At 46.2% G+C, this 24,563-nt stretch carries 21 protein-coding genes, 1 tRNA gene and 1 pseudogene; 5 read left to right on the top strand and 18 right to left on the bottom strand.

Annotated elements, in window-relative coordinates:
* Positions 1–81: 81 nt before the first annotated feature.
* The 16 genes and pseudogenes from FTU86_RS08145 to hrpA all read right to left on the bottom strand — a co-directional run bounded on the left by FTU86_RS08145 (position 82) and on the right by hrpA (position 18,456).
* On the bottom strand, positions 82–924 hold the full coding sequence (locus FTU86_RS08145; RefSeq protein WP_005178808.1) for a universal stress protein: 843 nt from the start codon (positions 922–924) through the stop codon (positions 82–84).
* A gap of 136 nt (positions 925–1,060) precedes the next feature.
* Positions 1,061–1,678 (bottom strand): DapH/DapD/GlmU-related protein, encoded by a 618-nt coding sequence (locus tag FTU86_RS08140; RefSeq protein ID WP_104473705.1) that lies wholly within the window; start codon positions 1,676–1,678, stop codon positions 1,061–1,063.
* A complete protein-coding gene (locus FTU86_RS08135; RefSeq protein ID WP_005178810.1) occupies positions 1,671–2,270 on the bottom strand; it encodes a YigZ family protein in 600 nt (199 codons plus the stop codon). Before FTU86_RS08135 ends, FTU86_RS08140 begins: the two co-directional genes overlap by 8 nt.
* 102 nt (positions 2,271–2,372) lie before the next feature.
* Positions 2,373–3,557 carry an HlyD family efflux transporter periplasmic adaptor subunit gene (locus tag FTU86_RS08130; RefSeq protein WP_005178811.1) on the bottom strand — a complete coding sequence of 395 codons (1,185 nt, stop codon included), beginning with the start codon at positions 3,555–3,557 and terminating at the stop codon, positions 2,373–2,375.
* Positions 3,554–5,692, bottom strand: a complete 2,139-nt coding sequence (locus FTU86_RS08125) for a type I secretion system permease/ATPase (protein WP_180036810.1) — start codon at positions 5,690–5,692, stop codon at positions 3,554–3,556. Before FTU86_RS08125 ends, FTU86_RS08130 begins: the two co-directional genes overlap by 4 nt.
* Positions 5,689–7,076 (bottom strand): annotated as a pseudogene (locus FTU86_RS08120) (TolC family protein). The gene FTU86_RS08125 and the pseudogene FTU86_RS08120 overlap by 4 nt, the downstream one beginning before the upstream one ends.
* 142 nt (positions 7,077–7,218) lie before the next feature.
* Complete coding sequence (gene lptB, locus FTU86_RS08115; RefSeq protein WP_005178814.1) at positions 7,219–7,962, bottom strand: LPS export ABC transporter ATP-binding protein; 744 nt, start codon at positions 7,960–7,962, stop codon at positions 7,219–7,221.
* Positions 7,962–8,528 (bottom strand): lipopolysaccharide transport periplasmic protein LptA, encoded by a 567-nt coding sequence (gene lptA, locus FTU86_RS08110; RefSeq protein WP_045794900.1) that lies wholly within the window; start codon positions 8,526–8,528, stop codon positions 7,962–7,964. The genes lptB and lptA overlap by 1 nt, the downstream gene beginning before the upstream one ends.
* A complete protein-coding gene (gene lptC, locus FTU86_RS08105) occupies positions 8,518–9,060 on the bottom strand; it encodes an LPS export ABC transporter periplasmic protein LptC (RefSeq protein WP_005178816.1) in 543 nt (180 codons plus the stop codon). Before lptC ends, lptA begins: the two co-directional genes overlap by 11 nt.
* 40 nt (positions 9,061–9,100) lie before the next feature.
* Complete coding sequence (locus FTU86_RS08100; RefSeq protein ID WP_005178818.1) at positions 9,101–9,640, bottom strand: HAD family hydrolase; 540 nt, start codon at positions 9,638–9,640, stop codon at positions 9,101–9,103.
* 3 nt (positions 9,641–9,643) lie between these two features.
* Positions 9,644–10,621 carry an SIS domain-containing protein gene (locus FTU86_RS08095; RefSeq protein WP_171293369.1) on the bottom strand — a complete coding sequence of 326 codons (978 nt, stop codon included), beginning with the start codon at positions 10,619–10,621 and terminating at the stop codon, positions 9,644–9,646.
* A 309-nt stretch (positions 10,622–10,930) separates the two neighbouring features.
* A tRNA-Gly gene (locus tag FTU86_RS08090) sits at positions 10,931–11,006 on the bottom strand.
* 65 nt (positions 11,007–11,071) lie between these two features.
* Positions 11,072–12,493, bottom strand: a complete 1,422-nt coding sequence (gene cysS / locus FTU86_RS08085) for a cysteine--tRNA ligase (protein ID WP_075166903.1) — start codon at positions 12,491–12,493, stop codon at positions 11,072–11,074.
* A gap of 127 nt (positions 12,494–12,620) precedes the next feature.
* Positions 12,621–13,382 (bottom strand): lysophospholipid acyltransferase family protein, encoded by a 762-nt coding sequence (locus FTU86_RS08080; RefSeq protein ID WP_127798774.1) that lies wholly within the window; start codon positions 13,380–13,382, stop codon positions 12,621–12,623.
* Positions 13,383–13,392: 10 nt separating this feature from the next.
* Positions 13,393–14,508, bottom strand: a complete 1,116-nt coding sequence (locus tag FTU86_RS08075; RefSeq protein ID WP_016659123.1) for a beta-ketoacyl-ACP synthase III — start codon at positions 14,506–14,508, stop codon at positions 13,393–13,395.
* Between the two features lie 30 nt (positions 14,509–14,538).
* Entirely contained in the window at positions 14,539–18,456 is a 3,918-nt protein-coding gene (hrpA, locus tag FTU86_RS08070; protein ID WP_168406844.1) for an ATP-dependent RNA helicase HrpA, read from the bottom strand.
* Positions 18,457–18,923: 467 nt separating this feature from the next.
* On the opposite strand from hrpA, the gene ahpC reads away from it, so the two are divergent.
* Positions 18,924–19,487 carry an alkyl hydroperoxide reductase subunit C gene (ahpC, locus tag FTU86_RS08065; protein WP_005178834.1) on the top strand — a complete coding sequence of 188 codons (564 nt, stop codon included), beginning with the start codon at positions 18,924–18,926 and terminating at the stop codon, positions 19,485–19,487.
* A gap of 156 nt (positions 19,488–19,643) precedes the next feature.
* A complete protein-coding gene (locus FTU86_RS08060; protein ID WP_005178836.1) occupies positions 19,644–20,120 on the top strand; it encodes a hypothetical protein in 477 nt (158 codons plus the stop codon).
* 47 nt (positions 20,121–20,167) lie between these two features.
* Here FTU86_RS08060 and FTU86_RS08055 read toward each other — a convergent pair whose 3' ends face one another.
* The gene (locus FTU86_RS08055; RefSeq protein ID WP_005178839.1) at positions 20,168–21,268 is read right to left on the bottom strand and encodes a putative zinc-binding metallopeptidase; all 1,101 of its coding nucleotides are present in this window, start codon (positions 21,266–21,268) and stop codon (positions 20,168–20,170) included.
* A 281-nt stretch (positions 21,269–21,549) separates the two neighbouring features.
* Here FTU86_RS08055 and FTU86_RS08050 point away from each other — a divergent pair, with 281 nt between their 5' ends.
* On the top strand, positions 21,550–21,759 hold the full coding sequence (locus FTU86_RS08050; protein WP_005178841.1) for a KTSC domain-containing protein: 210 nt from the start codon (positions 21,550–21,552) through the stop codon (positions 21,757–21,759).
* 24 nt (positions 21,760–21,783) lie between these two features.
* Here the strand turns inward: FTU86_RS08050 and FTU86_RS08045 are convergent, their stop codons facing one another.
* A complete protein-coding gene (locus tag FTU86_RS08045; protein ID WP_005178842.1) occupies positions 21,784–22,005 on the bottom strand; it encodes a DUF1653 domain-containing protein in 222 nt (73 codons plus the stop codon).
* Positions 22,006–22,301: 296 nt separating this feature from the next.
* Between FTU86_RS08045 and ahpF the strand changes: the two genes are divergently transcribed.
* Positions 22,302–23,867, top strand: a complete 1,566-nt coding sequence (gene ahpF, locus FTU86_RS08040) for an alkyl hydroperoxide reductase subunit F (RefSeq protein ID WP_075166909.1) — start codon at positions 22,302–22,304, stop codon at positions 23,865–23,867.
* A 193-nt stretch (positions 23,868–24,060) separates the two neighbouring features.
* On the top strand, positions 24,061–24,405 hold the full coding sequence (locus FTU86_RS08035) for a hypothetical protein (protein ID WP_180048438.1): 345 nt from the start codon (positions 24,061–24,063) through the stop codon (positions 24,403–24,405).
* The last annotated feature ends 158 nt before the right edge of the window (positions 24,406–24,563 follow it).

Genomic DNA, 24,563 nt, shown 5'->3' with positions numbered 1-24,563 from the left:
ATACTGTCCATATAGTTATCCACAATAAATGCGGATAACCTTGGACAGTAATTCATCAGATGCGTGTAAGATATTTGGGCTTTATTTCACCACCAGTAACGGCACATTGGAATTCCGGAAAATGGTGGTGGTAATACTGCCTAAGAAAAACTGATGGATTTTGCTGTGGCTAAAGGCCCCAAGCAAAATTAGCTGAATACCATGTTCACGCTGATAATCCAGAATATTCTCCGCCACATCTCCATAACGATATTCCACCACCACATCTAAACCAGCGGCTTTTAAATACTGGGTCGGTTCATTTAATATTTCCGGATGATCACCCACATACAGCAAATGACATTGCAGCAGACGCAGCAAATCACTTTGGGTGATGCGCTTCATGATTTTTAAGCAGGTTGGTGAATATTCATAAGCGAAAATAAAACGGGTTGGCGGCTTAAACTGCTCGCCCACGGTCATAACGGCACAATTGGCCCCGCGGATAAAGTTTTCGACGTTACTGCCCAGGGCTTTATTGCGTTCGGCGGAACGCTCCCCAACCCGGCCAATAACCGCAATATCATCTTCTTGTAAGACATTAAAACTTTGTTCAAGAAAATCGCCTTTTTCCTGAATCTGGGTCGGCACAATATTATATTTTTGCTGCACCATCTCGGAAATATGACGCAGCAGATTATTGCTATATTCCAGCGCAATGTCGCTCTGTTTCTGTTCCAGCTCGGCCAGTTCCTTCAATAACATGGCATTGCTTTCAAAACCAATGACCCCGCTAATTTCACCTAAGTGATAACTGGCCGGATAATAGTCCAGCACCTGTAACAGCACCAGTTCCCGCTGGGTCTGCTTGGCTATCCACGCTGCGGCTTCCGCGAGTGCATTGATACAGGGTGAAGAATCAATACAGGCAATTACTCGTTTCATTGTCGCCTCTCTTGTTGCCTGTCTGCCAGGCTTTCGTTTTAATTGTTATCTAAAACTTAGCATAAGTCCTCAGCGGATGACATGACAAAATGTAAATAAAACACAGACATTTGCAGATAGAGAACTATGTCTGAAATTAATCACGATAACGAATCAAACGTGCCGGATTCCCCGCGACAATGGCCCGGCTTTCAATATCTTTGGTGACCATGCTGTGCATGCCGACAACCGCATGGGCACCAATTTTAATACCATCCTTAACGCCGACATGAGCACCCAGCCAGACATCGCGTTCAATTTCGATGCCCTGCGAACGCACTGGCTGCTGGTAAATTGGCTGAGCCAAATCCATACCATGATCAAAGGCATATAAATGGCAATAGGCGGCAATACGCACCTGATCGTGAATCTTAATGCCGACCCGACCACCATCTAGAATACTATGATGATTAATCGCCACTTCACTGCCAATATGCAGCGGACCATGCAAGGTACAATCTGCAGCAATAAAAGTATTATCCCCGATGCTAATTTTACGTCCCGGTTCAGCAAAAATATGCGCCAGCGGTGAAATAAAGCAGTTCTCGCCAATTTCTACCGTTTCCATCTCCATCAAATAGGCCTGATAGTCTTTTTGCCAGGCTTCGGCCCAAACCCGGTTTTTCGGTTTCAGCGACCAGTACAGCCATGGCATATAATTCAGCCGATGTTTATGCTGTTCCCGATATTTCAGCAAAGGATCATGTTCAGTCATCTGCTGGCTCCTCCATGACTTTGAGCTGTTCCCGGCCGCGGGTAACGTCCTGAATTTTTAAGGCCAAAGGCTCAATCTGATGCACCTGTAATAAGGCATTGACCTGCACGCCATCTGCCCCGTACTGTTCCTGAAACTCGATATTCTGGCTATTCAGTTCATATTGAAAAATGGCCCATTCATTAAACTGGCACTGAAACTCGACTTTTTTCTTTTCAATCAGTTCAATTTTTTCTGCCAGCAGCAGGCATTGCCCGGCACAACCGCCATAGGCACGCACTAGGCCACCGGTGCCAAGTTTAATCCCGCCATACCAGCGATTGACCAGCACCAGCACATTGGTCAGCTCATTGCCCTCAATGGTAGCCAGAATAGGTCGGCCGGCAGTGCCAGAAGGTTCACCATCATCATTAAAACGCACCTGATGGCCAATTTTCCATGCCCAGCATTGATGGGTAGTGGTCAGGTCTTTGTTGGCTTCCAGAAAATCTTTAACCGCCTGTTCGTTTTCTACCGGTACGGCAATGGCCTCAAAACGGCTCTTTTTAATATCTTCTTCAAAGCGAACAAGGGAGGCAATGGTAAATGGCATAACACAGCTAAAATGCAATAATCTCTGAAATTATAACGTGTTTTCAGGCAAATTTTGGCAATAAAAAACCTCCCAAACTGGGAGGTTATGTTGAGTTGACGATTAACGCTCGCGTAATGCTTCCTGGGCCTTGTTAAACGGTTTAATCAGATAATCCAGTACGGTTTTAGAACCAGTTTTAATATCAACCGTGGCCACCATTCCGGGGGTAATACTGAACTGCTGGCCAGATTTATTGGTCAGTTTATCGGTATCAGTCCGGATATAGACCCGATAATAAAACTGGTCCTGCTTGACTTCATCACGGATGGTATCCGGTGAAATCACCGTGACCTTACCCTTTAAACCGCCATAAATCGAATAATCATAGGCGGTAATTTTGACCAGTGCTTCCTGGTCTGGGCGAATAAATGCAATATCTCGCGGCGAGATCCGCGCTTCAATTAACAGCTGTTCATCTAAAGGCACAATGGTCATTAACTTGCCATTTTGCGGTACGACCCCGCCAATGGTCATCACATCAATTTCCTTGACCACACCCCGTACCGGCGACTTGAAGACTGTGCGGTTCAAGGTGTCGGACTTGCCACGTACCACCTGTTGCTGGGTCTGTACATCGGTACTGGACTTGGACAGCTCTTCACGCGCTTTGACATAATACTGGTTACGAATATCATTCATCTGGTTACGCAGGTCATTGGCCTCGCGTTTCAGACGCAGCACTTCCACCTCACTGGCCGCACCTTTGGCCACCAAGGGTTCAGTCATACGCAATTCCTGCTCGACCAGCACCAGAGCCTGCCGTAAACCGGCCAGCGATTCTTCTAAGTTGGCCCGGCGCGAATTGTATAAAGCAGTTTCCTGCTGTACCAGTTTTGGCTCTTTCAGCACTTCTTCAGGAAAAACCAGAGGCGTGCCATTTACTTCAGCGCGTAACCGGGCCGAAGTGGCCAAGGAAGATACCAGTAAAGATTCCGATTCACCCACATTAGAAGCAAACCGGGTCGGGTCCAGCTGGGCCAGCACCTGACCCCGATTGACAATTTCCCCTTCACGGACATTCAAGGTGGTGAGAATCCCGCCTTCTAAAGACTGTACCACCTGCTCTTTCGAAGATGGCACCACTTTACCAGTGCCGGTGGATACTTCTTCCAGCTTGAACAGCCAGGCCCAGAGTAGCAAAACTGCCAGTCCAATACAGATAATCCAGATAAACAGACTGGCTTTAGGTAAAGGTGGCTCTAGCTCGGTCACCTGCATTGAACGTTTGCTTAATTGTTCACTCATGACTTCGCTCCTGCCATCTGACGTGGTTGAGATGCAGACTGATTAAGAATCTGATCTCGTGGCCCGTCCATCACAATTTTTCCATCATTGACCACAATAATCCGGTCCACCAGCTCTAAGACTGCACGGCGATGGGTGGCCACCACCAAAGTCCGGTGCCCAAGCCACATTTTCAAATGATCAATCAGCTGTTTCTCGGAGACATCATCAATTGCAGCCGTCGGTTCATCCAGCAATAAAATATTCGGCTGACGCAGCAGCAAACGTGCCAGCAGCAAGGCCTGTTTCTGGCCGCCAGAGAACCCCACACCACCTTCCAGAATCAGATGGTCCAGCCCTTCTTTCTTTTCCTGCACAAAAGCCAACGCGCCGGTAATTCGAAGTGCCTGTAAAATATCGTCATCATTGGCCAATGGTGCACCCAAAGTCAGGTTTTCCCGTACCGTGCCAAAAAACAGATGTGCATTCTGATTCAATAGCCCCATATCACGGCGTACATCAGCAGGATCAATCAGGCCCAACTCTACGCCATCGAGTTTAATTTTGCCCTGATTCGGGGTTTGCATGCCGGAAAAAAGCTGCAACAAGGTAGATTTCCCGGCACCATTACGACCCAGAATGGCAATTTTTTCACCAGCTTTAATTTCGAGCTTGGGCACCATCAAGGTCGGTTTGGCATCATCTTCGCCATATTTAAAGCTGACCCCGCTTAATTCATAATGACCATTTAACACCGGACGATGAATTAAGTGGCTATGTTCCGGCTGATCAACCGGTTTTTTCATTAATTCATCCAGTCCCTGTTTCGCCACTTTGGCCTGTTGCAAACGGCCCAGTACGCCGGCAATCTGTGAAATTGGCGCCAACATCCGTGAAGATAAAATTGAACAGGCCACCAGAGCACCCGTGGTCATTTCCCCATCCATCACCGCAAAACATCCCACCAGCATCACAATCGCAAAGGTCAGCCCCTGAATTTTCTGGGTCCAGGCGGTCATGACACCGACAATTTTACGCTGACGCATGGCAATATCGGCGGAAACTTCATTCATATGATTCCACTGATTCTGGAAGCGGGCTTCGGCGCGTAATAACTTGATGTCTTCAATGCCCTGTACCGATTCCACCAGCATGGCATTGCGGATTGCGCCTTCACGCATCCCCTCGTTGGCCAGTTTAGCCAGAGGCTTTTGCGCCAGAATGCCCGGAATAATCATGAGCGGCACCACAATCAGCATCACCCAGAACAGGTTCCCACCAATCACCCAGAACACGCCAAGGAACAGCAGGAAGAAAGGCAAATCAGCGATTGCAGAAATGGTGGTCGACGTCACCAGTTCACGCACCCCTTCTAGTTCACGGATTTGTGAAATAAAGGTCCCGGTCGATTTGGAGCGTTCACTGTTTTTAATCCGTAGCGCATGCCCATAGACCCGGTCTGAAATACGCAGATCAGCGCGCTTGCCGACAATATCGGAGAGATAAATCCGTGCGACCCTTAAACTAAACTCGAAAATGGCCGCAATCAGCACCCCGCCTGCCAATACCCACAAGGTTGGAACCGATTGCGCCGGAATTACCCGGTCATAGACATTCATCGAAAACAGGATGGTGGCCAGTGCCAGAATATTGGCCATCAGGGAGGCAAACATTACATCGATATAACGTTTCCAGTCCCGTAGCACAATTGACCAGAACCAGTTATCTTCATAGGGTTTGACATATTCATCTACCCGCGCATCGGGAACCGATTTTTCCGGGCGCAGGATATAGACATGCCACACATGCTCCGCCAAAGTATCGCTGGCCAGCGTTTGTGATAAACCCTGATCGCCACTGAACTGAATGCTCAGGTTGCCTTCGGCATCGACCTTGTCAATTACGCCCACCTGACCATCCTGGAATTCAACCAGTACCGGCAAACGCCAGGGATTGATCACCTCGGCGCTAAAGTCGGTTTTGCGCAGACTTAGGCCCACCTGACGGGCGATCAGATTTAAAATATCATCAATGTTCTGGTTCGGATTCCAGTCCAGCTGCAAGCGGATACGTTCTGCGGATGGTTCAATCCGGTAATGCTTGGCAATGCTCAGCACTGCTTGAAGCCACGGTTGATAATTTATTTTAGTACTCATGGCTGAACTTCAAACCCCTGAATGGATATATGGTTTAAATCATAAATATCGCGTGTCCGTCCGGTAATGGAGATATAGCGCGCAATGGCGGCATAAATATCAAAACGCGTATTTTCAATTTCCTGGGCAGCACTATGAATTGCCTGTTCGGCATTCAGTAAATCGACAGCTGAGCGCGTGCCTAATTTATATTGTTCCTGATACAGCTCTTTGGTCTGGATGGTGGTGGCCTGACGCTTGACCAGAATATTCATCTGGCGCTGCTTGTTCTGGATTTCTTCACGCAGCATGCGGGTTTCATCCAGCACCTCTAGATACACACTATTGACCCGTGCCTTGGCCGCTTCTTCTGCATAACTGGCCGCCCGGGTTTGTGACGCAATTGCGCCGCCCTGATAAAAGTTGCTATTGGCTTCCAGCATGATCGAATTATAGAGGCCATCATCTTCATTGTTATTCGGATTACGACCATTGATGGCCTGACTTATAGAACCTTTCACATTTAAAGTGGGATAAGAACTTAAACGTGATTGCTGCTTGCGTAATTTGGCCACTTTAACTTCAGCCTGAGCAGCCATTAGTCCGGGAATCTGCTGAAAAACCGGCTCTGAATATAATTGCGCTTCTTTCACCAGCCGCTCTGGAATCTGCCAGTTACGCTATTGGTGATTTCCGCAATGCGGGCAATCCCCTGAATCTGCTCTTCGGCAATACGGGTAATTTCCTGATAGCGTTTGATATTAATCATGGCATTGGCAGTCTGGTAAGCAATATCATCAATACTGACCAGCACATTGGCCTGCTCTGCGGCTAAACGGGCCTGTTCCAGATTGACACTGCTTTTGACCTTGCCAAAATCATAGAGCATTTGCGTGGCATTCAGGCTCAGCAGCTGACGGCCGCGCTCGCCTTTGGTCAGGTCCGCTGTGGAAATACCACCAGATAATTGTGGATAATAACCGGACTTCGCCACATCAATACTGGCATTCTGGGCTGCCAGAGTGGAAATGGCCTGGGAAATTTCAGGATGACGCTGAACAGCGGTCCGAATGGTGTCATTAAAACTCAAAGGCTGTTGCACAGAGGATCGGGCTGATGCCGCAGTTTCTGAAACAGATGATGCTGGCACTACCCGGGGCATTTCCTGAATATTTTGTGTATCGAGCTGAAACTGGCTCAGCTCACTAATACGAACCCGATTAAAATTCTGGTCAGATTGGGGGCTAAAAATAGAGGCAAAATGCTGTTTTAAAGGTGGATCTTCATGCGTGGAACTTTGTTCGGCCATCGACGGTTCCGTCAGACCACTGAACAATAAGATTCCCCCAAATAGCATATACTTAACTTTATTTTTTTGGCCTATTACGGCTCTTGTATTACTCATCATTATAATTAAACGAATACGATGAAATATTTTGTGAAAGTTTAATGCTTTTTTAATTTAATTTTTTATATTTTTTCAACTTTATGACATTTAACAGATAAAACACACATCACAGCGAACCATGATGTGTATATTTTAATAACTACACCTTAAAATCTTCACCTAGGTAGACCTGTTTCACAGTTTCATTTTCCAGAATTTCCTGTGGAGTTCCTTCGGCAATCACTGCACCTTCACTGACAATATAGGCACGTTCACAAATTGCCAATGTTTCACGCACGTTATGGTCGGTAATTAATACACCAATTCCGCGATCTTTAAGGGTACTAATAATATCTTTAATATCCCCGACAGAAATCGGGTCTACCCCGGCAAAAGGTTCATCCAGCAACATGAATTTCGGATCGGCAGCCAAAGCACGGGCGATTTCTGCACGACGTCGCTCACCACCCGATACACTCATGCCCAGTGAATCTTTAATATGGGTAATTTTAAAGTCGGCCAGCAGTTCGGTTAAACGCTGCTGACGCTGCTGCTTGTTTAAGTCTTTACGGGTTTCCAGAATCGACATGATATTTTCAGCAATGGTCAGTTTTCTGAAAATTGACGCCTCTTGTGGCAGGTAACCAATGCCTTTGCGCGCACGTTCATGCATGGCCAGGTCAGATAAATCCAGTTCATCCAGATGAATTTCCCCCTTGTCCATACGTACCAAGCCAACCACCATATAGAAGCTGGTGGTTTTACCAGCACCATTTGGGCCAAGCAGTCCAACAATCTGGCCACTTTGCATACAGAAAGAAACATCTTTCACCACCCAGCGCTTACTGTAGTTTTTGGCCAGGTGTTTGATTGTCAGAGTTTGTGGCTGTACGACCTGATCCATTAATCGCGTGCTCCCGGGAATGATTTTGAACTGGATGGTGGAATCACAATCTGTACGCGACCTGAAGATGATCCGGTGTTGTTTGGCGTACCAATGGCTTCAATATCGCCTTTGTTCATACTATAACGCAAGGTATTGCCGCGAATACTGGCCCCATCCTGCTGTAAAAATGCCCCGCCCGACAAAGTAATAATACCGGTTTCCGCATTGTAGACAATTTTCTGCGCCTGACCTTTGGCCAGACCTTTATTCGGGTCAGTCTTTTGCTGGAACTGTGCCGGACTACCATTGGCGGTAATGGTGCTGATTTCTTTTTTACTGTTCAGATTGGCCACAATTGAATTGGCCTGCAAGCGCATTGTGCCCTGCTCGATAATCACATTACCGGTATAGGTGGTAATACCGGTACGCTCATTAAATGTCGCACGGTCAGCCACCAGGGTAATTGGCTGGTTCCGGTCTGAAGGCAAGGCCCAAGCTGTAGCTGAGGACAATACTGCCAAACCTACAAGCGCGGCTTTCTGCAGGAAAGTACGAGGTGTTGCAAGCTTCGGATTAACGTTCATATGTTCCTCGAATATTAAAAAATTCGTATTGACCATCATTCAAATTGGCTTTCAGTCCTTGGCTTACAAATTCAGCTTGTGGAGACTGCACCATCACCTGTTTATCGGTTTCAATTTCCCGACTGTCCGGATAGCCCGTCAATTCTGTCGTCTGCAGTTCTAATTGACCTTGCGCTAAGATTTTGGTGGCACGCACCTGGTCAGATAACACCACTTTTTCATTGTCATTATAGCCATGCGCCTGCTTGGCATAAAAAGTGGCATCAACTTTCCCTTCTTTATACATCGACGCATTCAGGTTCTGTAATTGAGAGGTCTGCTTTTGCATATCCTGCTCTAAACGGTCAACCTGAGCGCGAACATATAAATTCCCCTGTTCATCGGTTTGAGTCAGGTTAATCTGCTCCGCCGTATAGGTCATACTTCTGGAACCCTCGGTATCCAGTTTATTGCCTTTACCGCTGTAATAGTAATAACCACCACTTACAGCTGCAATTGCAATCGCAGTAATATATAAAACTCGGGTATCCATAAGTGGGGTTTTAACTCAACTCAATCAGAGGAATATCTTATTAATGAGGGATCGCGGTATACTTTTCAAGTAACTGTTCGTATACGCCTTTTGACATTAGGATCATATCGCAGATTTCACGTACCGCACCGCGGCCACCCTGCGCCTGAGTCACCAGATCAGCACGACGACGCACTTCAACATGACCATTCGGCACCGTGACTTTCATCCCGGCAATGGCAAAGGCAGATAAATCTGGCCAGTCATCGCCCATATACAGACAGTCTTCTGGTGCCAGATTCAGCTGGGCACAGGCTTCACGTAAAGCTACGCCTTTATCTTCACGGCCCTGATAAATCAGGTCCACACCCAAGGCATTCATACGTTTTTCAACAATATGGCTGGTACGCCCGGTAATGATGATGACTTTCACCCCGGCCTGCTGCACCAGTTTCATGCCCAGACCATCACGAATATCAAAGTTTTTAATTTCATCACCGCTATTGGTTAAGGTAACAAAGCCATCACTTAAAATACCATCGACATCTAAAACCAAAGCCTCAACGTGACGTGCCTGTTCCAATAAAATATACGATGCCATTTTTTAATTTACCCCGGCCTGAATCAGGTCATGCATACTGATCACACCAATCACCTGATGTGCATCATTGACCACTACAAATTGATTAATTTTTTTATCGCGTAACTGTGCCAGTGCTTCAACCGCACGGGCTTCCTGAGAAATGGTCGCAGGCTGCTTGATCATGACTTCAGCCACCGGCAGATGAATATCAAAGCCCTGCTGTTTGTCGATTAAACGGCGCAAATCACCATCAGTGAAAATTCCCAATAAGATGTCCTGTTCATCCACCACCGTGGTCAGGCCTAAACGCTTGTCGGAAATTTCATACAGCACTTTGTTCATTGGGGTTTCTGGCGCGACTTTTGGCAGCTCGGCGCCGGTATGCATTAAGTGTTTGACATGCAACAGCAAACGTTTACCCAACGCACCTGCTGGATGGGAACGGGCGAAATCATCTGCGGTAAAACCACGCGCATCAAGTAAGGCCACAGCCAGTGCATCCCCTAAGGCCAATGTTGCAGTGGTGCTCGAGGTCGGTGCCAGACCCAGCGGACAGGCTTCCTGAATGTTCCCTAACGTTAAAGCCACATCGGCATTTTGTGGCATTGGGCCGCTGTCATCTCCGCTGATGGTAATTAACGGCACTTGCAAATGTTTGATGAGCGGCATCAGCATCATGATTTCATCACTTTTGCCAGAATTGGAGATGGCAATCAGCACATCACCCCGTACCAGCATGCCTAAATCGCCATGTCCTGCTTCGCCCGGATGCATAAAGAATGAAGGTGTACCGGTCGAGGCAAAAGTCGCCGCCATTTTACGGCCAATATGCCCGGATTTCCCCATACCGGTGATCACCACACGGCCTTTACATTGCAAAATAATTTCGCAGGCGCGGCTAAAGCGCTCGTCAATTTGTGTGGCCAGTGTTTGCAGAGCTTGTTCTTCTATACGCAAGGTACTGAGCGCCACACCTTGAAAATCAATCGGGTTTGACATGTTTTCAGAATTCAAATTTTTAACCTTCGTTCAGGGCTGAACGGTCTTCATTCAAGCAGAAATTAATTTTCGCAATTTTAGCATATCTATGCAAATGTCACGTTTTTAAATGTATAAGATTTCACACGATTTCTTCATGATTCCGCCTGTTGTTGATAAACCACAGCACAGGAAGATGGTGAACATGAGTCTCATTTTTTAGCTCAGGCAGTTAAGCTAAGTTTGAGTGTAGATAATGGATAATGTTTCATATCTAGATAAAAACGCATAAAAAAAGCCTGAATCAGATGATTCAGGCTTTTTGAATTTTGGAGCGGGAAACGAGACTCGAACTCGCGACCCCAACCTTGGCAAGGTTGTGCTCTACCAACTGAGCTATTCCCGCAATATGGAAGTGCATTATAGAGAGTTTCATACAACTGTCAACTCTTTATGCTTCCAAGTGGCGATTTAATCAGCACGACGCCAAACGGTACCTTGACGGGTATCTTCCAGCACTACGCCCTGATCGAGCAAAGACTGACGGATTTCATCGGCACGGGCAAAGTTTTTGTCTTTTTTGGCATCTTTACGCTGTTGAATCAGATCTTCAATCTGTTCTTCAGATAAACCAAGTGCATCCTGGCCAATGTCTGACTTCAGGAATTCATCGACATTGTGCTGTACCAAACCAAGAATATTGGTCAGATGACGCAAGGTAGCATAGAAGATTGCTGCCTGTTCGGCATTTTCTTCTTTCACCGCGCGGTTCAGTTCCTTGTTGACTTCAAACAGCACCGCAATCGCTTCCGCGGTATTGAAATCATCCCGCATTGCGGTATTAAAGCGTTCGACCAATGTGTCATCTAGCGTTTCCACCAGTTTATCGCCATACACGGCCTGATAGGCTTTAAATGAATGATAGAAGCGGGACAGCGCTGTCTTGGCTTCTTTTAGTGCCACATCCGAGAAGTTCACCGGGCTACGATAGTGTGAAGACACGATGAAATAACGGATCACTTCCGGATGGAATTTCTCCATCACATCCCGAATGGTAAAGAAGTTACCGAGCGATTTTGACATTTTCTCGCCATCGACATTAATAAAGCCCACATGCATCCAGTAATTAACATACTGCTCACCGGTAGAGGCTTCAGACTGGGCAATTTCATTTTCATGATGCGGGAACATCAGGTCTGAACCACCACCATGAATATCAAAATGATTGCCCAGGCAGCAGGTCGACATCGCCGAACATTCAATATGCCAGCCCGGACGACCTTTGCCCCACGGTGATGGCCAAGCCGGTTCATTTTCTTTGGCATGTTTCCAGAGCACAAAGTCAAATGGATGTTTTTTCTCTACTTCGACATCGACACGCTCTGAAGCACCAGCCTGCATATCTTCCAGTTTACGACCGGATAAACGGCCATATTTTGCAAATTTTTCAACCTGGAAATAAACATCACCATTTGAAGCCGGATAAGCGGTGCCCTTGTCAACCAGATTGCCAATCATGTTTTGCATCTGGTCGATATAGTCAGTGGCACGCGGTGCTTCATCCGGAGCCAGACAGCCGAGGTTTTCTGCATCTTCATTCATGGCCTGAATAAAGCGGTCGGTTAAAGCGGTAATACTCTCGCCATTTTCATTGGCACGTTTGATAATTTTGTCGTCAATATCGGTGATATTGCGTACATATTTGACTTTCCAGCCCTGACTCCGCAAGAAACGGATGATGTAGTCAAATGCAACCATGACACGCGCGTGACCAATATGACAGTAGTCATACACGGTCATACCGCAGACATACATGTCGATCTGTCCATCGACGCGTGGCACGAATTCTACTTTTTTGCGCTGCTCTGAGTTATAGAGAACAAATGGTTGCATAGCTGTTCAAAAGACTTCAAATAAAAGGATGGTTCATCTTAACCTAAGCATTATTTTTCATAAAGTTTTCTCGTTATTTTTATCAAAAATCACTTATGCGGGCTTAAACTCAGGCACAACCCGGCTATTATGAGGATGAGTGCCCAGTTGAACGGGCTTTTAGCTGCGCTAAGCTCTGGTAAATTTGCTGAGCGATTTCCTCTCGCAGCGTGGTCAAATCTTCAGAACCTAATCTCTGCCCGACCTCTACCGGTGGCAAAAACTGAAAATAAAAAGGTACCCGCTTGGGAATCAGGTGTTTCGGTAATGATGGAATCACATCGCCATGACGTAATAATTTATCCAGTTGAGGGACTTTGAGCAGTTTCTGAAACAGACGATGCTGCACCACGGTTCTGGCATCAAAACCAAACTCGAAAATATCATCAGGGCCAAAGGCAGCAAAAGGAATAATGTCGTACTGAAATTCCTGTGCCAACTGTAAAAAGCCGTAGCGCTGTTTCCAGATCAATTGATACTGCTCACCCGGATGTTTCAGCACTTCACGTCCGCCACCCGGAAAGACCAGAATCGAATAGCCCTGCTGCATCAAGGCACGCACATATTCACGCTGGCCATCGACTGCGCCGAACTTTTTGACAATATCGCGCCAGATCGGCAAATAAAAGTGGCTATGGTCAGCAATACTAACCACAGCCACCTGATGTTCATTGAACAAATAATCAATAATGACGGGGGCATCAAAAATCCCGTAAAGGGAATGATTGCCCACATACATGGCAGGTCGGGATGCATCAATATATTCACTGCCTAAAAAGGTCGGCGTGAAATAGCGTTTAGATAAGGCGCTCAGCGTCTTGATCCATTTTGCATCATGCTGGACCTGCAATCTCTGCCCCTTAAACCACGTGTTTTTGTACCAGGATACAGCCCACCGAGTAGCCGGCACCAAATGAACATAACACGCCATATTCGCCATCATTCACTTCATGCGCAGTACGATGTAGGGCAATGATAACCCCGGCAGATGAAGTATTGGCAAACTCATCAAGAATAATTGGCACCAACGCCGGATCTGCTTCCGCAGCCGCTTTACCAACCACCAGTTTCAGAATCAGTTCGTTCATGCTGGCATTGGCCTGATGCAACCAGAAACGTTTTACATCGGCTGGTGCAATCGCATTTTTCTCCAGCTGCGCGGTAATCATTTTCGCAACCAGTGGACACACTTCTTTAAAGACTTTACGGCCGTCCTGACGGAAACGCTTGTCATCAATATCGGCATTTTCAGACAGATTCAGGAAACCGAAGTTGTTACGGATGTTGTTCGAGAACTGGGTAAATAACTGAGTGTCCACAATTTCAAAACCGGTTTTGCTGTCGGTGTCTTCAATAATTGACGCAGTGGCAACATCGCCAAAAATAAAGTGGCTGTCACGCGAACGGAAATCATTGTGTGCCGATGTAATTTCGACATTCACCAGCAAGACACGGCGCGCACCGCTTTTAATGGCATCATACGCCTGTTTTAAACCAAAGGTTGCTGCTGAACAGGCCACGTTCATGTCATAGGCATAGCCCTGAATCCCGAGTGCAGTCTGAATTTCAATGGCCACCGCCGGATAGGCACGCTGCATATTCGAGCAGGCCAGAATCACCACATCAATGTCTTCAGCCGTGACACCGGCATTTTCCATTGCCTGTTTGGCTGCAATTACGCCCCACTCGGCCTGAAGCGAGATTTCATCATCAGCGCGTTCTTTTAAATGTGGACGTAAACGGTTTGGATCAAGCAGACCGGTTTTCTCTGACACGTAGCGACGTTTCACGCCAGAGGCTTTTTCAATAAATTCTGCACTTGAGCCACGGCGTGCTTCTAACTCGCCCGCTGCAATTTTGTCAGCATTGGCCGAGTTATACTGTTCCACATAAGCATTTAAACTTTCAACTAACTCTTCATTGGTAATGACATCTTCAGGATGGAATAAGCCCGTACCGGTAATGCGAATGCCCATGTAAAACTCCTTTTTTAAATTCTCTCTATCTTAACCGATTCCCAGCTTTTCCCATACTTTTTGTAGCCGGTTTGGCGAAATTGGCATCTTGGTCTTCATTGGCTGCGAGAATAACGAGATGCGCAATTCTTCCACCATAAAGTACAATTCTTTCAAGCGGCTGTCATTTTTAAACTTGAACAGTTTGTCCATCCACGGGTCAATCTGCACAATGGCGGCATCATCACGTTGCAGGTTATTCGGCAAACGTTCCAAACGCAGCACCAGCGCTTTCAGATAACGTGGATATTCGCTCCAGACGTCTGCTGGCTTGTTATACACGAAATCGGCCAGGTTCATGAGGTCCAGCTGATCTTCAATATCATCCATATTTTTGGCAAAGACCGACTCATCCAGCATCAGCAGTTTACGGCGGATATCCTGCCATTGAATATAAATCTCATTAAAGCTGAACAGCGCTTTCTGTCCATGACTGAGGAATGATTTTTTTACCTCAAGTAGCAGCGTTTGGAACTGTTCAGCGTTGACTGGCAAGTCATCAATTGACATCTGCAAGGTAGCATAGACCAGCATCTGTTCCAGCTGTGCTTTATCGCCCAACGGAGAATAAGCCAGCGCCAGCGGTTTAGAAATCTGTTTTTTCAGCTGGCGGATTAAATCGCCCAGCTGCATATGAATCAGGCGAATCACGCCGGCCCGATGCTGTTTAATTGCCTCTGCCTGATCATTAAAGGTTTGAATCACCACACCAGATTCATCTTTCTGTTCCAGCGCAGCAAAGTCTTTGGTCGGTACCAGCGCCTGATACTGCTTGACCACCACGCCAGTGACTTTTTGCGAGGCTTCAAACACAAAGTTGTCAGGGAAGGTTTTAAATTCACCTTTCAGCTGTTTCACCGGACTATGGGTTTCGGTGCGGCAGCGGGCTTTCAACTCGCTCAGGTCACGGCCCTGTTCGATGACCCGGCCTTTTTCATCAATCACTTTAATAAACGGCAGCAGATACTGATCGATCCGTTCAAAGCTAAAGTCTTTTTCAGTGATCTGATCGCCGCGCAGCTGAAAAGCCAGGAAGCTGAAAATATGCTCACGCAGATGTGTCGCATCAATTCGCGCAGTCAGTTTGCGCGCAGTATCCGGAATTGGCACCAGGTTACGGCGTTTATCTTTCGGTAAGGCTTTCAGTAGCGCTTCAATCAGCTCTTCACGCCAGCCCGGAATCCCCCAGGACCAGATGTTTTCATCGACCTGTGGCAGGGCCTGAACCGGAATTTTTACCGTTGCGCCATCTTCATCATGGCTCGGATCAAAACGGTAGCTGGCCGCCAGACGCAATTCGCCATTACGCAGATAATCCGGGAATTGCTGCGTGGTCGGGCGATCATTCAGCCACAAGGCATCATCATCAACAAATAAATAACGTGGCTCTTTCGGCTCGACGGTCGCGCGCCAGTCTTCAAAAGAACGGCGGCTGGCCACATCTGTCGGCACTTTTGCGGCATAGAACTGATAGATGGTTTCTTCATCTACCACCAGATCGCGGCGGCGCAGCTTGTCTTCGACCCGCTCCACTTCTTCCAGTTTGAGTAAATTATGCTTTAAGAACGGCGGCATAATTCCCAAGTTACCGGTAGTCAAGGCATCGCGCAGGAAAATCTCATGCGCCGCCGGCTGATCGACCTTTTCATAATTCACCTGACGTTTCGGTTCAATGATTAAACCAAACAGTGAAATCTGATCATAGGCATTGACCACTCCGGCTTTTTTCGACCAGTGCGGTTCAAAATAATGATGTTTTAACAGATCACGCGCCGCCAGAAGAATCCACTCCGGCTCAATTTTGGCCAGGGTCCGCAAATACACCTGCGAGGTTTCCACCATCTCAAAAGCCATCACCCACGGGGTATTGGTCTTATGCAAGGTTGAGGCCGGGAAAACCCGCGCTTTTTGCTGACGCACTGCCATAAACACATTACGTTCATCGGTTTTATTGGCAATAAACGATAACAGTCCGGTTAATAAAGCCCGGTGCAGATTTTCATAACTGGCTTTCTTTTCATTGAAAGACAGTTTTAAACCCTGTGCCAGATCGACCAGCTGCTCATGGGTTTTCTTCCATTCACGTAAACGCAACCAGCTCAGGAAATGATTACGGGCAAAACTGCGGCGCTTGTTTTCACTCAAGTCACGATTGGCCAGCAAGGCATCCCAGAGTTTGAGATAAAACAGGAAATCGGAATCGGCTTCACGGAACAAGGCATGTTTTTGATCGGCCTGCATCTGTTTGTCGGCCGGGCGTTCCCGTGGGTCCTGCACCGCCAGTGCCGCCACAATTACCAGAATTTCATTTAAGGCACCAAAATGTGCCCCGCCCAGAATCATTCGTGCCAGACGTGGATCAATCGGCATTTTTGCCATTTGCTGGCCAATTTTGGTTAAGGAATCTCCCCCAACCCCTCTTTTAGACAGAGGGAGATTATTATTTTCGTCAGTCGCTTTAGACGGATTCGCTTTCTTCTCCGTCATTGCGCCAAGCTCAATCAAAAGCTTGCGACCATCATTGACCAGTCGATGATCTGGGGGCTCGATAAAATCAAAATCTTCCAGCGAACCGAGGCCCAGACTTTGCATCTGCAAAATCACCGAAGCTAAGTTGGTGCGTTTAATTTCCGGTTCGGTAAATTCCGGACGGCTTAAGAAATCTTCTTCCGAATACAGACGGATACAGACACCCGGTGCAATACGGCCACAACGGCCTTTACGCTGGTTGGCTGCGGCTTGCGAAACTGCTTCAATGGGCAGACGCTGTACACGTGAACGATAGTTATAACGTGAAATCCGGGCAAAACCACTGTCAATCACATAGCGGATATTCGGTACAGTTAACGCCGTTTCCGCGACGTTGGTAGCAATAATAATCCGTCGGCCACCGCCCGATGGATTAAAGATTTTCTGCTGCTCGGCCAGGGCCAGACGTGCATATAGCGGCAACACTTCCGTATGGCGCGGGCCATGCTTGATTAAGGTTTCCTGTAATTCACGAATTTCCTGCTCGGTGCTGGCAAACACCAGAATATCGGCATGTTCAGGATGACCTTTTTCCTGTGCATCGGCAAAGCATTCTTCCACCGCCTGCACCACTGCACGCGGCAGGTTTTCTTCAAAGTCATCAAACTCATCATCATCACTGCCGCCAATGCTCAGTTCGGAAATGGGACGGTAACGTACCTCAACCGGATAGCTGCGCCCTTCAACTTCAAAAATCGGCGCGCCATTAAAGTAATTGCTGAAACGGTTTACGTCCAAAGTCGCTGAGGTAATGATGACTTTGAGATCTTTACGCCGTGGCAACAGCTGCTTTAAATAACCCATGATGAAGTCAATATTCAGGGAACGTTCATGCGCTTCATCAATAATAATGGTGTCGTATTTGCTTAAGTAACGGTCATTGGCCAGCTCTGCCAATAAAATACCATCGGTCATTAAGCGGACAAGCGAATCCTGCGAGCCCTGTTCATTAAAACGGACTTTAAAGGAAATGGATTCACCAAGTTTTTCACCGACTTCTTCGGCAATCCGCTGCGAGACACTGCGCGCGGCCAGACGACGCGGCTGGGTATGACCAATCAGACCGGTTAAACCGCGCCCGGCCAGCATGGCAATTTGCGGCAACTGGGTAGTTTTCCCCGAACCGGTTTCCCCCGCCACAATAATCACCTGATGTTTTTGAATTGCCTCAACCAGCTTGTCGGCGTATTGGGTGACCGGCAAATCCTGATTCAGTTTGATGTTTGGAATACGGCCCAGGCGTTCCCGAACTTTCAGATTGGATTTTTCAAATAGCTCAGAATATTGTTTTTCATTTGCATCTTTTCCTTTACGCAGTCGATTTAAACGATGACGGTCACGCGCCATAACGAGTTGATCTACATTTAAATGACTCTGCACAGAACAAGATTCCTAATTTAAATAAAAAAATATCAATCGGCTATTTTACGCTGTAATGACAGCCAGCGGAAGAATCCGCCCATGAAATGAACGAACAGACCCTCCAGCCTGTCTGCTTTTACAGCGAATCCGCTGTCCGAAAACTGAGTACGGTGGCTTCTAGATTGTGACGATGACGAACATTTCCAAGCAGTCTGCCTAAAAATAAAAAATATTTTTGCTTTACCCTTGAATTTTACCGAGCTTGACATCATGTTTGATGAGGAATGAAAAAGGTGTACTTTTTAATTGTCATGTGGTCATCATATTTTTCGGCTACATAATAATACACACCGCCTGAATATGGCTTAAACAATCATCAATTCGGTTTTTCCGATGGTGGTAATGTAAAAATACCATTTCAGCAATAAAGCAAATTTCTATAATCTAATTGAAATTCAAAACAAACCTCAATCATGGAGACAATGATGAGCTTAATTAATACTGAAGTTAAACCATTTAAAGCAAATGCCTACCACAACGGTCAATTCGTTGAAGTAACTGAAGCTGATCTTAAAGGCAAATGGTCAGTTGTATTCTTCTACCCAGCTGACTTCACTTTCGTTTGCCCAACTGAGCTTGGTGACCTTGCTGACAACTACGCTGAATTCCAAAAATTAGGCGTTGAAATCTATGCAGTTTCTACTGACACTCACTTCACGCACAAAGCTTGGCACGATTCTTCAGAAGAAATCAAAAAAATCCAATACGTAATGGTTGGCGACCCAACTTGGACACTGTCTAAAAACTTCGAAGTATTAATTGAAGCTGACGGTCTTGCTGATCGTGGTACTTTCGTCATCGATCCAGAAGGCAAAATCCAGATCATCGAAATCAACGCGGGTGGTATCGGCCGTGACGCGCAAGAACTTCTTCGCAAAGTAAAAGCTGCTCAATACGTTCACGCTCACCCAGGTGAAGTTTGCCCAGCAAAATGGAAAGAAGGCGACGCAACACTTGCTCCTTCAATCGACCTAGTTGGTAAAATCTAATCTGTATTAGATTAAACTGATTGAAAAAAACCACGCTTGATCGCGTGGTTTTTTTATTGATGCGCTTACATTTTTACTCAATTTTAGCTGCTGTAGATTCTTTTTATTTTCATCTGCGTTGATTAAGCTACTGAAAAATCCGCTATGGATAGACCGATGAAAACCCTATTAATTGCAGCCTTATTCACCACCCTGTCCCTGCCGGCCTGGGCTGATGTGCAGTGTAGCGGCAGCTTAAAAGATCGTTCGATTTCCGACAATATTTTCGTTGGCAAGCAATGCACCTTAATTAATGTGCAGGTCGATGGCAATGTCATGCTGGCCGATGGTGCCAAAGCCATTCTCCGAAATAGCCATATTGATGGCAATCTGGAATCCAAAGGCCGTTTTGCACAGCTGGTGGCGACCAATAACCGCATTGAAGGCAATATTCAACTGGAACGCGGCAAGCTGACCCAGCTGCACAATAACCGTGTAAATGGCAATATCCAGCTCAAAAACAATCGGGGTACGCTGAATATTAGCCGTAATCAGGTCGATGGCAATCTGGAATGTGAAAATAACGCGACACCACCGGTGGGTGGACGTAACACGGTACAGGGCGATAAAACAGGACAATGCCGCCGTTTATAAGGTGGGATGATTTTATGATAGATGAGGGTTTGATGATGGATCAAGCATTAACCATCTACAGGAATTGGATTGTCCGAAACTGGCGGCAAACCATGGATCACCTGATGAATCAGTTGTAATTTTTCCATCACCTTCGGACTAATCACAAAGGGATAAAAATCTTCCTGCCCCATACTCCGATTCACACTATTCATGGCAAAAGCCACTGGCAACCAGGCCTGAAAAATCTCGTTAAAGTCGGTCAAAAAATACGGATTTTCACGTTGCTTGAAGTACATAAAATGCTGCTCTTCATGCACAATTTGCGGATGAATACTCATGCCAAAAGAAGTTGCCGTTTCCAGCACATCAACAATATGTAAATAATGCGCCCAGCTTTCCGCCCAGTCTTCCCACGGATGCATGGTGGCATAGGCACTAATATAGGCATCCATCCAGTTGCTTGGTGCGCCGTGCTGATAATAGTCCTTCACCGCCTGCTGATAACAGGCGCGCTCATCCCCAAAAAGTTGCCGAAAGCGTGCCAGATAATCACTGTTCGCCACCAGAACATCCCAATAATAATGGCCAATTTCATGCCGGAAATGCCCCAGCAAAGTCCGGTACACTTCGGCCATATTCTGCTTGGCCATCATCCGCTCGACATCATCGGCTTCGGCAATATTTAAAGTAATCACCCCGCTGGCATGGCCGGTCATGACTTTGGGAGCACGATCATCATTCGGATTGGCCTTAAAGTCGAACACCAGCCCACGTTCAGGACTTTCCAGCTTGCTCAGTAAAGGTAAATTCCAGCGCAGCAAGGCATAGACCAGGCGATGCTTGGCCAACTCGATTTTTTGCCAGCGGCAGTAATATTGCGGCTGGTTTAAATCCGGGATAATCCGGTTTAAACGGCAGGCCGGACAAAACTGCTCCGGACTGTCAAACGGAATAATCCAGTTACAGACCTGATGCTGATGATTCTGGCAAAAACGGTAAGCCTTTTGCGTGACCGCTTCAACAAATTCCCCTGCCCGCTGACCCGGTTGCAACGCCAGCATATGCATATATTGCGCATCAAAACCTAAATGATGCTGGCACACGGTACACTGGGTATTGTCGAAATAAATCGGATGCTGACAATAACTGCACTGAAAAAGTTGCATGAGAATGGCTCAGTCGATTGTTTTTATTACAGAGATGCCGCTAAGCTTAGAAGATTCTGATTTTTCTGAGTGTAGTTTTTTTGCAGTGAATGTTTAGTGTTGCTGCAACCGTGGTGCAGATTGTCCCCATACGCTGCGCTTTGACCGGGAGGGTTGGCACACAACACTCGACTTTCGCGGATAAAGTTGAAAATTCTTACAAATCAGTAATACATCCGGCTCTGCATTTGGCATATGGTCAAACTATAACGATTCCAAACACAATAAAGGAGGAATGGCTAATGGAAACTGTCCTGACTGTAACCTTCTGCAAATACAATACTTCAACACGCTACTTAAAAATATTTTATAACAATGGGTTGGCAGAGCTTTATCATCCTGTGCCAGAATTTATCTATAACAATCTGCTACGCAGTCATGATAAAGCTGCTTTTGTGCAAAAATATCTGGAGTACGATTTACACTTTAACAAGGTCTCGTTGCGACCTTGAATTGAGGTGCAGCAATTTCACCTCTCACATCATTTCCTGAACCAGTTTAAAACGCGGTAATTCACGATCATCTTCCAGACTGATCGATTCGGTAAACATGCTCAGTGGTCGAACCCAAATGGAATAGTCACCATATAAACACTGGTAGACCACCAGCTTTTCCTCGGTTTCACTGTGCGTGGCCACATGCAACACCTGATACAACTGCCCTTTATAATGCTGATAAATGCCTCGGCTTAAACTCATCTTGATACTCACCTTTGTAATTTTAAATGCCATTGCTCAGGATAATGCCTAATTTTAGTCACAAATAGCAAATCTTTGATTTTCTTATTGTCAATTCTTGAAAATTCCAGTGACAAGCCACATCTTAGAAGATAAAGCCATACATTTTTATGTGCAACTTCTGCATAAATACATGATTTTTATTATTTGATTTAAAAAACCGATTGTTTTGATAAAAACAAACCGTTTCACCAATTAAATATTTTCTCCTATCATGTCTTTATCAAATACATTTTACTCCTCTGGAGACGTTAGCAATGTTAGATCAAAATACCACAGCCCAATTAAAAGCCTTGTTAGAACGCCTTGAAGGTCCAATCGAATTAGTGGCCACTTTAGATAGCTCTGACAAATCAGACAAAATCAAAGAACTGGTAACTGAAATTGCCGCCCTGTCTGATCAGGTGACTGCACGCTTCGATGGTAACAACAAACGTGCACCAAGCTTTGGTGTCGCCAAAGCCGGTGAACAGCCACGTGTATTCTTCGCAGGTTTGCCAATGGGCCATGAGTTCACCTCTTTGATTCTGGCATTGTTACAAACTTCGGGCTATGCACCAAAAGTGTCTGATGAAGTATTAGCTTCTATTAAAGACTTGGGCATCCAATCGGACTTTGATGTGTTCGTATCGTTAAGCTGCCATAACTGTCCAGACGTGGTGCAGGCATTGAACCTGATAGCCATCTATAACCCGGGTACTACTGCCACCATGATTGATGGTGCATTCTTCCAGGATGAAGTGGAAGAACGTAAGATCATGGCGGTACCGATGGTATTCCAGGACGGTAACCACATCGGTCAGGGTCGTATGACACTGGAAGAAATCATTGCCAAATTAGATACCAACTCTGCAGCCAAAGAAGCGGAAAAGCTGAATGCCAAAGCTGCGTTCGATGTACTGGTGATTGGTGGTGGACCTGCCGGGAATACTGCAGCGATTTATGCAGCACGTAAAGGCATTAACACCGGTATCGTGGCGGAACGTTTTGGCGGTCAGGTGATGGACACCATGGACATTGAAAACTTCACTTCAATCAAGAAAACCCAAGGTCCAAAATTTGCCGCTGAAATGGAAGCACACGTACGTGAATACGGTGTCGACATCATGAACCTGCAACGTGTATCTGACATTAAAGGTGCAGATGAAACAGCCAACGGTTTAGTTGAAGTGACCTTGGAAAACGGTGCCAAGCTGGAATCGAAAACTGTGGTGCTTTCAACCGGTGCACGCTGGAGAGAGATGAATGTCCCAGGTGAAGCAGAATACCGTACCCGTGGTGTGGCGTATTGCCCACACTGTGATGGTCCTTTATTCAAAGGCAAACGTGTTGCAGTCATTGGTGGGGGTAACTCGGGTGTAGAAGCGGCGATTGACTTGGCGGGTATTGTTGAGCATGTGACCTTAGTAGAGTTTGATACCAAGTTACGTGCGGATCAGGTATTGCAAGACAAGCTAAACAGCTTGCCAAATACCACAGTGATTAAAAATGCACTTTCAACAGAAGTCGTGGGTGATGGTTCACAAGTGACAGCACTGAAATACAAAGACCGTGCAACAGATGAAGAGCATACGGTTGAACTGGCGGGGATCTTTGTACAGATCGGTTTATTACCAAATACCGATTTCTTGAAAGACACCCAAGTTGAACTGAGCAACCGTGGCGAGATTGTGATTAACGACCGTAATGAAACCAATGTCAAAGGCGTATTTGCTGCTGGTGACTGTACTACAGTCCCATATAAGCAGATTATTATTGCCACAGGTGAAGGCGCAAAAGCATCCTTATCTGCCTTTGACTACATCATCCGTTCAGGGCAATAATTCTGCTGAATTAACTCTAGAACACCACAAGCCTATAGCGTGCACTACGCTATAGGCTTTTTTTGTATTTCATTTTCTTACATTTAATCAACAATTTGTTATCTATTGCCAGATCGGAACTGGTTTATATTTTTGAATATTCACTGCTGTTGTGGATATTTGCCTTGAGAATAGAATTAAAAGGAATATGACAATGAATAAATTACTTGTTGCTTTAGGTCTTGCTGCTACCGTTGCTTTAGTGGGCTGTAACCGTGATCAGGCGCCTGAAACAGGTGCAACCACTGGCGAGCATCTGGAAAATGCTGCTGAACAGGCAGGTCATGATATTTCCGGTGCTGCTGAAGAAGCTTCAGCTGAAATGGATGCTGCAACGGATGAAGCTGCTGCAGAGTTAGATCAGGCCGCGGATAATGCCGCTGCGGCAACCAGTCAGGCTTGGAATGAAACCAAGGAAGCCACCAAAGATGCAACTGCAACCGCAGCCGGTGCTATTGAACAAGGTGCTGCGAACGTGCGTGAAGAAGCCCAGCAATAAAATTCACTTCCTCGCTAAAAGCTCCCTTCCGGGTAATGCCAGTCAGTTAAGCAAATTTTAGTAAAATGTAGTAAAAATGAGTGTATGTAAATACGCTCATTTTTTTATGTCTTTATCTGAACATTTAGAATCCACTCTTGAACATGCTCTCCCATCAC

It is taken from the genome of Acinetobacter sp. YH12155 (assembly GCF_013418255.1).
In the GTDB taxonomy this organism is placed as follows: Bacteria; Pseudomonadota; Gammaproteobacteria; order Pseudomonadales; family Moraxellaceae; genus Acinetobacter; species Acinetobacter indicus.
Note: the sequence above shows the minus strand (reverse complement) of the source record. Positions and strands in the feature narration are given on the sequence as shown.

Bases quoted from the DNA above. Each gene is read 5' to 3' on its own strand.
- lptB (WP_005178814.1), bottom strand. From the start codon at position 7,962: ATGGATCAGGTCGTACAGCCACAAACTCTGACAATCAAACACCTGGCC.
- FTU86_RS08095 (WP_171293369.1), bottom strand. From the start codon at position 10,621: ATGTCAAACCCGATTGATTTTCAAGGTGTGGCGCTCAGTACCTTGCGT.
- FTU86_RS08130 (WP_005178811.1), bottom strand. From the start codon at position 3,557: ATGAGTGAACAATTAAGCAAACGTTCAATGCAGGTGACCGAGCTAGAG.
- FTU86_RS08140 (WP_104473705.1), bottom strand. From the start codon at position 1,678: ATGACTGAACATGATCCTTTGCTGAAATATCGGGAACAGCATAAACAT.
- FTU86_RS08145 (WP_005178808.1), bottom strand. From the start codon at position 924: ATGAAACGAGTAATTGCCTGTATTGATTCTTCACCCTGTATCAATGCA.
- FTU86_RS08125 (WP_180036810.1), bottom strand. From the start codon at position 5,692: ATGAGTACTAAAATAAATTATCAACCGTGGCTTCAAGCAGTGCTGAGC.
- lptA (WP_045794900.1), bottom strand. From the start codon at position 8,528: ATGAACGTTAATCCGAAGCTTGCAACACCTCGTACTTTCCTGCAGAAA.
- FTU86_RS08035 (WP_180048438.1), top strand. From the start codon at position 24,061: ATGAATAAATTACTTGTTGCTTTAGGTCTTGCTGCTACCGTTGCTTTA.
- cysS (WP_075166903.1), bottom strand. From the start codon at position 12,493: ATGCAACCATTTGTTCTCTATAACTCAGAGCAGCGCAAAAAAGTAGAA.
- ahpF (WP_075166909.1), top strand. From the start codon at position 22,302: ATGTTAGATCAAAATACCACAGCCCAATTAAAAGCCTTGTTAGAACGC.
- ahpC (WP_005178834.1), top strand. From the start codon at position 18,924: ATGAGCTTAATTAATACTGAAGTTAAACCATTTAAAGCAAATGCCTAC.
- FTU86_RS08075 (WP_016659123.1), bottom strand. From the start codon at position 14,508: ATGGGCATTCGCATTACCGGTACGGGCTTATTCCATCCTGAAGATGTC.
- FTU86_RS08135 (WP_005178810.1), bottom strand. From the start codon at position 2,270: ATGCCATTTACCATTGCCTCCCTTGTTCGCTTTGAAGAAGATATTAAA.
- FTU86_RS08055 (WP_005178839.1), bottom strand. From the start codon at position 21,268: ATGCAACTTTTTCAGTGCAGTTATTGTCAGCATCCGATTTATTTCGAC.
- FTU86_RS08100 (WP_005178818.1), bottom strand. From the start codon at position 9,640: ATGGCATCGTATATTTTATTGGAACAGGCACGTCACGTTGAGGCTTTG.
- FTU86_RS08045 (WP_005178842.1), bottom strand. From the start codon at position 22,005: ATGAGTTTAAGCCGAGGCATTTATCAGCATTATAAAGGGCAGTTGTAT.
- FTU86_RS08050 (WP_005178841.1), top strand. From the start codon at position 21,550: ATGGAAACTGTCCTGACTGTAACCTTCTGCAAATACAATACTTCAACA.
- FTU86_RS08060 (WP_005178836.1), top strand. From the start codon at position 19,644: ATGAAAACCCTATTAATTGCAGCCTTATTCACCACCCTGTCCCTGCCG.
- lptC (WP_005178816.1), bottom strand. From the start codon at position 9,060: ATGGATACCCGAGTTTTATATATTACTGCGATTGCAATTGCAGCTGTA.